General features: G+C 71.7%; 6 protein-coding genes and 1 pseudogene. 4 read left to right on the top strand and 3 right to left on the bottom strand.

All coding sequences use genetic code 11. The annotated features are described in order from the left end of the window. A pseudogene (locus GXW71_RS26205) lies at window positions 1-780 on the top strand (hypothetical protein); the annotation flags it as partial. A gap of 41 nt (window positions 781-821) precedes the next feature. Here the strand turns inward: GXW71_RS26205 and GXW71_RS26200 are convergent. Next, on the bottom strand, window positions 822-2987 hold the full coding sequence (locus GXW71_RS26200; RefSeq protein WP_211855652.1) for an anthranilate synthase component I: 2166 nt from the start codon (window positions 2985-2987) through the stop codon (window positions 822-824). A 281-nt stretch (window positions 2988-3268) separates the two neighbouring features. Here GXW71_RS26200 and GXW71_RS26195 point away from each other — a divergent pair, with 281 nt between their 5' ends. Both GXW71_RS26195 and GXW71_RS26190 read left to right on the top strand, forming a co-directional pair. Further along, window positions 3269-3652, top strand: coding sequence for a thermonuclease family protein (locus GXW71_RS26195; protein WP_211855651.1), 384 nt, complete (start codon window positions 3269-3271; stop codon window positions 3650-3652). 79 nt (window positions 3653-3731) lie between these two features. Continuing rightward, complete coding sequence (locus GXW71_RS26190) at window positions 3732-4889, top strand: lactonase family protein (protein WP_211855650.1); 1158 nt, start codon at window positions 3732-3734, stop codon at window positions 4887-4889. A gap of 140 nt (window positions 4890-5029) precedes the next feature. Here the strand turns inward: GXW71_RS26190 and GXW71_RS26185 are convergent, their stop codons facing one another. After that, window positions 5030-6010, bottom strand: coding sequence for a Bug family tripartite tricarboxylate transporter substrate binding protein (locus GXW71_RS26185; protein ID WP_211855649.1), 981 nt, complete (start codon window positions 6008-6010; stop codon window positions 5030-5032). A 71-nt stretch (window positions 6011-6081) separates the two neighbouring features. Here GXW71_RS26185 and GXW71_RS26180 point away from each other — a divergent pair, with 71 nt between their 5' ends. Continuing rightward, window positions 6082-6708 (top strand): HD domain-containing protein, encoded by a 627-nt coding sequence (locus GXW71_RS26180; protein WP_211855648.1) that lies wholly within the window; start codon window positions 6082-6084, stop codon window positions 6706-6708. A gap of 6 nt (window positions 6709-6714) precedes the next feature. Here the strand turns inward: GXW71_RS26180 and GXW71_RS26175 are convergent, their stop codons facing one another. After that, complete coding sequence (locus tag GXW71_RS26175) at window positions 6715-7617, bottom strand: dihydrodipicolinate synthase family protein (protein ID WP_211855647.1); 903 nt, start codon at window positions 7615-7617, stop codon at window positions 6715-6717. Between the last annotated feature and the right edge of the window lie 81 nt (window positions 7618-7698).

Here is a 7698-nt window from a genome sequence, read left to right as displayed (position 1 = left end):
GGCCCGGCCGGTCCCGCCGGCGCGGCTGCGCCGCCAGTGGCCTCGGTCGCTTCCGACCCGCTCGGTGGCGTGCAGGCCGCGGTGCAGGGCCTGGTCAACGGGCTCGGCGGCGTCGGGCCCGGCACGCCGCCAAATGGCGGCACGCTCGCCGGCATCCTCGATCCGCTGGCCCGCGTGACAGTGGGCGGCCAGCCGCTGCTCGGCAGCGGCGCGAACGGCACCCAGCCGACCCTGGTGGCGGCTGCCCTGCTGTCGCCGCAGGCCATCCAGGCCCAGGGCGGCGTGGTCAACGCCAATCTCCTGCCGACGGTCGGCAACGGCACCCTGCTCGGCAGCCTGCCACTGGTCAGCAACCTGCCGATCGTGGGCGGCGGGGGCACCGGCGGCTTGCCGGTGGTCGGGCCGCTGCTGGGCGGCCTGCCAGTGGTCGGTCCGCTGCTCGGCGGCAGCGGCAGCGGCGGTACGCCGCCGCTCGGCTCACTGCCGCTGGTCGGCGGATTGCTCGGCGGCGGTGGCACCGCGCCGGGCGGCACGCCGCCGCTCGGCTCGCTGCCGGTGGTGGGCACGCTGGCGCCAGTACTGGGCGGCCTGCCGGTGGTCGGCGGATTGCTCGGCGGCGGCGGCACTGCGCCGGGCGGCGTGCCCGGCACCGCGGCGCTTGGCACCGCGGTCACCGGCACGCTGTCGGGCGTCGCCGCGGCGCTGCCGCAGCCGGTGGGCGGCCTGGTCACCCCCGTGGTGAACACCGTGAACGGCGTCGTCGGCGGCCTGCTCCGCTGACGCACCAGGGCGGGCCCCGCCGGGCCCGCCCACCTCCTTGCTCAGCCCGCGGCCCGCGGCCGCAGCAGGCCAGCCAGCAGCGGCATGCCGATGCGCGCCGGGTCGGTCAGCAGCGATTCCGGATGGAACTGCACCGCCGCGATCGGTCGCTCGCGATGTTCGATCGCCATGATGACGCCGTCCTCGGTCTCCGCAGTCGCCCGTAGCGCCGGCGGCAGGGCCACGCGACGGGCGTGCAGGGAGTGGTAGCGCCCGACGGTGAAGCGCTCCGGCAGCTCCGCAAGCAACCGTCCGCCGAGGTTGCGCACCAGCGATGGCTTGCCGTGCATCGGCTCCGCCAGCACGTCGAGCGCGCCGCCGAAATGCTCTATGATGCCCTGCAGCCCCAGGCAGACGCCGAAGGTCGGCAGGTCGCGGCGCAGGACAAGGTCCAGCGTCTCCGACATGGCGAAGTCCGCCGGCCTGCCGGGGCCGGGCGACAGCAGCACGAGATGCGGCGCCTGGCCTTCGCGGAGCTCCGCCCGCGCCAGCGCCGGCCGCAGCGTCCGCACCGTGGCGCCGACCGCCCGCAGATAGCCTGCCAGCGTGTGGGTGAAGCTGTCCTCATGATCGACCAGCAGCACCTGCGCCTGCGCGCCGCACCCTGCCGGTGCCGCAGGCAGCGGCAGGGTGGCGGGCGGCGGCGCGCCGCGGATGGCGGTGAACATCGCGCTGGCCTTCAGGCGGCACTCCGCCTCCTCCGCCTCCGGGTCGCTGTCGTGCAGCAGGGTGGCGCCGGCGCGCACCTCCGCGATGCCTTCCTTCAGCCGGATGGTGCGCAGGGTCAGGCCGGTGTTCATGTTGCCATCGAAGCCGATGCGGCCGATGGCGCCGCCATACCAGCGGCGGGCGGAACGCTCTTCCGCTTCGATATGCCGGATCGCCCAGCTCTTGGGGGCGCCGGTCACCGTCACCGCCCAGGCATGGGAGAGGAAGCCGTCTAGCGCATCCCGCTCCGGCAGCAGGATGCCTTCGACATGGTCCACGGTGTGGATCAGGCGCGAATACATCTCGATCTGTCGCCGGCCGATGATCCGCACGCTGCCGGGCACGCAGACGCGGGATTTGTCGTTGCGGTCCACATCGGTGCACATCGTCAGCTCGCTCTCCTCCTTCGCGGAGTTGAGCAGGCTGCGGATGTTCTCCGCATCCTCCAGCGCGTCGGCGCCGCGCCGGATGGTGCCGGCGATCGGGCAGGTCTCGATGCGCCGGCCTTCGACGCGGACGAACATCTCCGGCGAGGCCGCGATCAGGAACTCGCCGTCTCCGAGGTTCATCAGCGCGCCATAGGGTGAAGGATTGACCCGCCGCAGTCGCTCGAAGACGGCGCTCGGCGCATCCGCGCAGGTGCTGGCGAAGGTCTGGCCGAGCACGACCTCATAGAGATCGCCGCGCGCGAAGGCGCGGCGGGCACGCTGCACCATCGCGGCGTACTCGCCGGCGGCGTAGTCGCTCTCGGCCGGTGCGGCGTTCCGGCCGGATCGGTAGGGATCGGGCGGCGTCTCGCGCGGCAGGGCGTCGGTGGATCGCCCCGCCACCTCGAAATCATAGCGGTGCAGCGTGGTGGTGCCGCGCATGTGGTCCACCACCAGCACCTCATCCGGCAGATAGAGCACCAGGTCGCGCTGGTCCGCCGCCCGTGGCAGGCGCAGCGGCATCGGCTCGAACTGGAACACCAGATCATAGCCGAAAGCCCCATAGAGCCCGAGATGCGGGTCCTGGGCGGCGCCGAACAGATCCCGCAGCCGCCGCAGCAGGGAGAAGACCGAAGGCTGGCGGCTGCGCTCCTCCTCGGCGAAGCGCTCGGCGGATGGGCGGATGCTGACCGCCACCGCGCCGGGGCTGATCTCCAGCGCCTCCAGCTCCGGCATCTGCCGCAGGGCGGGGGTGATGAAGTCCAGCAACAGCTCCCCGCGCGCATTCAGCGCACGCAGCGTCATTCCCTGCTTGACGGCCGAGATCATGAGCGGCGGATCGGCGAAGCCGAGGTCCCAGCGGATATAGCGGCCGGGAAACTCGAAGGAGGAGGAGAGCAGCACGCCGCGCTGCCGGTCCAGCCTGCCGGCGAGCGCTTCGAGGGCGTTGCCATGGGGCTGGTCCAGGACCTGCCGGCGGACGGTCAGCCCGCCCTGGGTCTGGAAACTCGTGATCGGGGAAGCGCTCTGCATCGGACACTCCGGGCTGCGCTGCCTGGGAGTCCGGGGAGGTGTCGCCGCATCAGAACATGATAATGGCCGCCCGGAACTCCAAGGCGGCCATGGGGAAACAGGATGACGCGGGCCGCCTTATGAAAGGGGCCACCACCAATTCGCGGATCGGATGTGCGTCGTCATGCCGCCAAGCTAGGCAGTCGCCGGGGAGCCCGCAAGGGGCGGATGCGCAGCGGGCGGCGCGGGGATCACGCGGGACGTGATTTGTGCCGCGTCGCGCCGGCGGCGATAGCGCTCGCATGGTCCTGCGCCTGATTCTCCCGCTGATCGCCGTCCTGCTCCTCGCCACGCCCGCGGCGGCGCAATCCCGTTGCCGCGCCGTCGATGGCGATACGCTGCGCTGCGGCGGACAGCGGGTGCGGGTGATCGGCCTCGATGCGCCGGAGATCCATGGGCGATGCCCGCGGGAGATACGGCTGGCGCGCGCCGCGACCGAGCGGTTGCGCCAGATCGTCGCCGGCGGCGTGCGCTTGGAATCGCATGGGCGGGATCGCTACCGACGGCGCCTCGCGGTGGTGCGGGATCGCCAGGGCCGGGATGTGGCGCAACTGCTGATCCGGGCCGGGCTGGCGCGATCCTATGATGGCCACACGCCGCGCCGGGGGTGGTGCGGCCGCGGATAGGACCCGTGCTTGCGCGCCCGCGGCCTGGGCGCCCAGAGTGAGCGCCGAGGGCACGCAAGACCCTCGGGAGGGAACACAGATGAAGGCTAGGCTCCTCACCGGCGCCGCGCTGGCGCTGACGCTCGGCTGTGGCGCGGCGTCGGCGCAGATCGCGGTTTCTGGCAACGACAACAAGCAGCGCCTGGTGAACGGCGTGAACACCGTCGTCGCCAATCCGCCGCCCGATACCGTCACCGTCGTCGACCTCGGCGGCGCCCGCCCGCGCGCGCTGGGCGAGGTGCAGGTGCCGCATTCCGTCGTCGGCCCACCGACCGGCGTCGCCGTGACGCCCGATGAGCGCTTCGCCATCGTCACTTCCGCGCAGCGGATCGATCCCGGCGATCCCACAAAGACCATCCCCGACAATCGCGTCTCGCTGATCGATATCCGCGCCAATCCACCACGCGTGGTGCAGACGGTGGAAGCCGGTGCCGGACCCTCCGGCGTCTCCGTCAACCGCGCCGGCACACTGGTTCTGGTCGCCAACCGCAATGCCGGGTCGGTCAGCGTCTTCCGGTTCCGGGACGGCCAGCTCGCCCCGGTCTCGACCGTGACCATCGGCCCAGCGAATTCCGGCCCGTCGCATGTGCAGTTCACGCCCGATGGCCGACGCGCCCTCGTCACCCGGGATGGCGACACCGACAGCCGCGTCTCGGTCCTCGCGATCGACGGCGAGACTGTGACCAAGACGGATCGCGACATCACCGTCGGTGTCCGTCCCTATGGGATGGGAATCACGCCGAACGGGCAATGGGCCGTGGTCGCCAATATCGGCCGCGGCACCGGCGATGCGGACACTGTCAGCCTCATCGACCTCAGGCGCGAACCGCTGCTGACGGCGGATACGATCAGCGTTGGCCCGACGCCGGAGGGCATCCAGGTCAGCCCCGACAACCGGCATGTCGCGGTGACCATCCACAACGGCTCGGCCCGCCCGCCGGGGCACCCGCTGCTCGGTACCGCGCAGCTCGTGATCCTGCGCATCGAGGGCGGCCGCCTCCGCCGCATCACCCAGGCCCCGATCGGCGCCTGGGCGCAGGGCGTGGTCTTCTCGCGCGACGGCCGCACCGTGGTGGTGCAGAACATGGCGGACCGAAACCTGGCGGTCTTCCGCTTCGACGGCACCCGCCTGACCGACACCCGGCAGCGTATCCCGGTGGGCGGCGGCCCCGCCGCGATCCGCACGGCGGAGCGGTGATCCCGACCGAGGCCCGCCCGTCGGGCGGGCCTCGGTTCTGGAGCATGATGCGCTCGCAAGCGCTCACGCATCATGCTCCAGCCCTTTGTTGGATCGCGTGATCCAGACTTTTCGGCGATTCCGCCGCAACTCATCACGCTCTAGTCTGCCGTCGCGCCGGAGGCGCGGATGATCGGGATCCAGAGCGCCATCTGCGCATCCCAGAAGCGCTCGAGCTCGGCGGCGCTGCCGCCATCCGGCTCGACGCCCACCTGTTCCAGCCGCTGGCGGATGGCGGGGGACCGCACTGCGTCCCGCGCCGCCTGCTCCAGCCGCGCCACCACCGGCGCGGGCGTGTTCTGGGTCGCGTAGATGGCGTGCCAATTGTAGGTCTCGTAGCCGGGCAGCCCGGCCTCGGCCGCGGTCGGCACATCGGGCAGGGCCGGGCTGCGGGTGCGCGTGGTCAGCGCGAGCGCGCGGAGCTGGCCGCCCTGCACCAGGCCGAGCACCCCCGCCATGGTGTCGACCATCATGTCCGTGGTTCCGGCCGCCACGTCCTGCAAGGCCGGGCCGGAGCCGCGATAGGGGATGTGCAGGGCCTGGGTGCCGGTCAGGCTCAGCAGCAGATGTGCCGAGAGGTGCGTGATGGTGCCGTTGCCCGAGGAGGCATAGGTGAGGCGGCCGGGATTGGCCTTCAGCAGCGCGATCAGCGCCTGCAGCGTCCGCGCCGGGGAGTTCGCGTTCACCAGCACGACATTGGGCACCAGCCCGACCAGGGAGACCGGCAGGAAGGCGCGGCGCACATCGAAGGAGAGGTTGCGATAGAGGCCGGCGTTCAGGACGGCGGAGGACAGGGTGTGGAAGACGATGGTGTAGCCATCCGCCGGCGCCGCGAGCGCCACCTCCGACCCCAGCACGCCGCCGGAACCGCCGCGGTTCTCCACCACCACGGGCTGGCCGAGCGCCTCGCCCATGCCGCGTGCCATCAGCCGCGCCACCACATCGGCGGCGCCGCCGGCCGCGAAGGGCACGATCATGCGCAGCGACCGCGACGGATAGCCGCCGGTCTGCGCCAGCGCAGGGGCCGACAGCCGCGTCAGGCCCCCCGCAACAACGAGGCTTTTCAGGAACTCACGACGCATTGGCCGTCCCCCACTCTTTGCCGAAGAGCCTAGGCGTGCGATCGCTTGTCGGAAAGAGCGGGGAGAAGACGATGCCACACGAACCGAACGACGCGCTGCGCACGCGGATCAAGGAAGAGCTGCCCGAGGTCGAGGCGATCGCCGATGCCGCGCTGCGGCAGGGGGTGATCGAGGCCTGGGTGCTGGCGCTCTCCCGCAGTTCCTTCCGCTCCATTCGGGAGATCCCGCCTTCGGGCAACCCGGGCTCGATGACGCTGATCCGCGGCGACCAGACCGACCATATCCGCGGTGTGACCCGCTTGGCGATGCGCATGGCGCAGGAGATGGCGGCCTCGAACCCGGACATGGCGATCGATCAGGACGTCGTGGTGGCCGGCGGCCTTTGCCACGATGTCGGCAAGCCCTGGGAATTCGACCCGGAGAACCGGAGGCGGTGGGAGGCGGCGCCGCGCGCCAACGGTCTGCCCTCGATCCGCCACCCGGCCTATGGCGTGCATCTCTGCCTCAGCGCGGGGCTGCCGGAATCGGTCGCGCATATCGCCGGCGCCCATAGCGGCGAAGGCGAGCTGCTGGTCCGCAGCCTGGAATGCACGATCGTGCACCTGGCCGATATCGGCTACTGGACCATGGCGCTGGCCGGCGGCCTGATCCGGCCGGAGACGGTCAGCAGCAAATACCGCCGTCCCCTGGTGATGTGAGCGGCGTCAGGCTTCCGGCGCGGCGGCCAGCGCCTCGGCGGCAAGCCGCAGCGCCGCCTCCACCGCGCGGCGCCCCTCGGGCGAGAGCGGCGCCTGCGGCGGCAACGGATCGCCCACGCCAAACCCCTGGATCTGCAGCGCACCCTTGATGCAGGCGGCGAGGGAATGCGCGGCGAACAGCTCGTTCACCCGCCAGAGCGCGCGCTGCAAGGTCATCGCCGCATCCCATTGCCCGGCGCGGCAGAGCTCGTAGAGCCGCACGCTCTCGCGGGGGATGGCGCAGGCGGGACCGGCCATCCAGCCCTTGCCGCCGATCATCATCACCGCCGCCGGGATATGCGCCGACGCCGCGAAGACCTGCATCCGCCCCTCGGTGCGGTTGAGGATGGAGAGCAGCCGCCCGGTGTTGGTGGAAGCATCCTTGATCAGCCCGATGCGCGGATGCCGCGACAGCGTCTCGATCGCCGGCAGCGAGAGGTCGGAGCGCTGGAAGTTCGGATTGGTGTAGAGCACCACCGGCAGCTCGGTGGCGTCGGCGACCGCAGTGAAATAGGCGATGACGCCTGCCTCGCTCACCGGGAAATAGGCTTCGAGGATCGCGAGGATGCCGTCGGCGCCGACCGACGCGAATTCCTGCGCCTGGCGCACCGCCTCGGCCGTCGTGGTGGCGGCGACGCCGGCGACCACGGGCACCCGGCGCGCGGCCTGCTCCACCACGATCTCGACGATGCGGCGGCGCTGCGTCCAGTCGAGATAGGCGAATTCCCCTGTGCTGCCGAGCGGCGTCAGCCCATGCACGCCGGCGGCGATCAGGTGATCGACCAGCCGCCGCAGCTCGGCTTCCAGCACGCGGCCATCGGGGGCGATGGGGGAGACGAGGTAGGGGAAGACGCCGGTGAAGCTGCTCATCCGCGCAGTCTAGCGAGGGGTGGCGAAGCTCTCCAGTCGTCGGCCCGAGGGGTTGCCCGCGCGGCGGGGCGCGCGCAGGCT

Origin of the sequence: Plastoroseomonas hellenica, assembly GCF_018129085.1 — a bacterium.
GTDB lineage: Bacteria > Pseudomonadota > Alphaproteobacteria > Acetobacterales > Acetobacteraceae > Plastoroseomonas > Plastoroseomonas hellenica.
Note: the sequence above shows the minus strand (reverse complement) of the source record. Positions and strands in the feature narration are given on the sequence as shown.

Excerpts from the sequence above, each read along its gene's own strand:
- GXW71_RS26200 (WP_211855652.1), bottom strand. The coding sequence starts at position 2,987 with ATGCAGAGCGCTTCCCCGATCACGAGTTTCCAGACCCAGGGCGGGCTG.
- GXW71_RS26195 (WP_211855651.1), top strand. The coding sequence starts at position 3,269 with ATGGTCCTGCGCCTGATTCTCCCGCTGATCGCCGTCCTGCTCCTCGCC.
- GXW71_RS26190 (WP_211855650.1), top strand. The coding sequence starts at position 3,732 with ATGAAGGCTAGGCTCCTCACCGGCGCCGCGCTGGCGCTGACGCTCGGC.
- GXW71_RS26185 (WP_211855649.1), bottom strand. The coding sequence starts at position 6,010 with ATGCGTCGTGAGTTCCTGAAAAGCCTCGTTGTTGCGGGGGGCCTGACG.
- GXW71_RS26180 (WP_211855648.1), top strand. The coding sequence starts at position 6,082 with ATGCCACACGAACCGAACGACGCGCTGCGCACGCGGATCAAGGAAGAG.
- GXW71_RS26175 (WP_211855647.1), bottom strand. The coding sequence starts at position 7,617 with ATGAGCAGCTTCACCGGCGTCTTCCCCTACCTCGTCTCCCCCATCGCC.